Source organism: Acinetobacter sp. RG5, assembly GCF_031844265.1.
Classification (GTDB): domain Bacteria; phylum Pseudomonadota; class Gammaproteobacteria; order Pseudomonadales; family Moraxellaceae; genus Acinetobacter.
The window spans coordinates 1-1,244 of the sequence record NZ_JAUZUV010000044.1 but is presented as its reverse complement, the minus strand read 5'-3'; the positions used below and the strand labels follow the sequence as shown (position 1 = coordinate 1,244).

At 36.2% G+C, this 1,244-nt stretch carries 1 protein-coding gene; it reads left to right on the top strand.

The genetic code is table 11. From position 1 onward, the window contains the following. Nucleotides 1-221: 221 nt before the first annotated feature. Entirely contained in the window at nt 222-1,208 is a 987-nt protein-coding gene (locus Q9R21_RS14815) for an IS110 family transposase (protein ID WP_005251678.1), read from the top strand. Nucleotides 1,209-1,244 lie beyond the last annotated feature (36 nt).

Here is a 1,244-nt window from a genome sequence, read left to right as displayed (position 1 = left end):
CTTGTATCTTGATTGATATAGTGATTAGCTACCACTATACGCAAATTGTAGAGTTTGGAGTGCTGCTAAAATCTTAAATTTGAACCTGAGATAAAACCTACAATTTGCCCTTATCCCTCATACAACTCTGAACGGTAACTAAGCACTTTGATGCTGTATTCACAAGGTAAGATGATGGTTAATGGGATAAAAATCATAGCTTAAACTCAAGGAATATCACCATGATTATGCTAGGTATTGATGTCAGTAAAACCAAAATAGATTGTTGCATTTTCCCTCAAGGTTTGACTGGAAAAAGAAAAAATAAAATATTTACTAATACAGAAAGTGGCTTTGGCAGTCTGCTCAAATGGCTCATCACTCTTAAAATTGAACCTGATCAAGTGACAGCAATCATGGAAGCGACTTCGGTTTATCATGAGAATTTGGGATATTATCTATATGATGCAGGTGTAAAGGTTTGTGTGGCTAATCCTTCACGAGTAAGAGCCTTTGCCAAAGGCATGTCCATGCTAAATAAAACGGATAAAGCTGATAGTGAAGCTCTTTCACGTTATGGTTACACCGCAAAGTTAATCATATGGCAGCCTGAACCTGAAAATGTCAGATTATTAAAAGCTTTACTAGGCAGACGAGATGTCTATCTAGGTAGTCTATTGCAGGAAAAGAATCGACTTGAAAAGGCGCAGTCCACTCATACCTCCGTTGTTGTGATTAAATTACTTGAAGAGAATATTGAGTATTTAAATCAGCAACTTGAAAATATTGATAAGTTAATAAATAATCACATAGATCAAGATCCAACATTGAAACAGGATTTGAAATTACTGCAAACTATTCCTTCAATCGGTGAACGATCAGGCTTATTACTGTTGGGGTTATTTCATTCGCACAAGTTTGAAAAAGCAAGTCAAGCTGCTGCATATGTAGGTTTGGTTCCAGTACATCAGTTGTCTGGCAGTTCAGTCAACAAGCAAAGTCACTTATCAAAAGCAGGTGACAGTAAAATACGCTCAGTATTGTATATGTCAGCATTAACAGCGATTAAATATAATCCACACATTGAAGCTTTATATCAACGATTATTAAGCCAGGGTAAAAATAAAATGTGTGCTTTAGGTGCTGCAATGCGCAAGCTTATACATCTGTGTTATGGCGTTTTAAAACATCAGACTGCCTATCAAAGAGATTATTTATTGGTCGAATAATCTCAAAACCTGATTGACTACCAAGACGGTATCTCA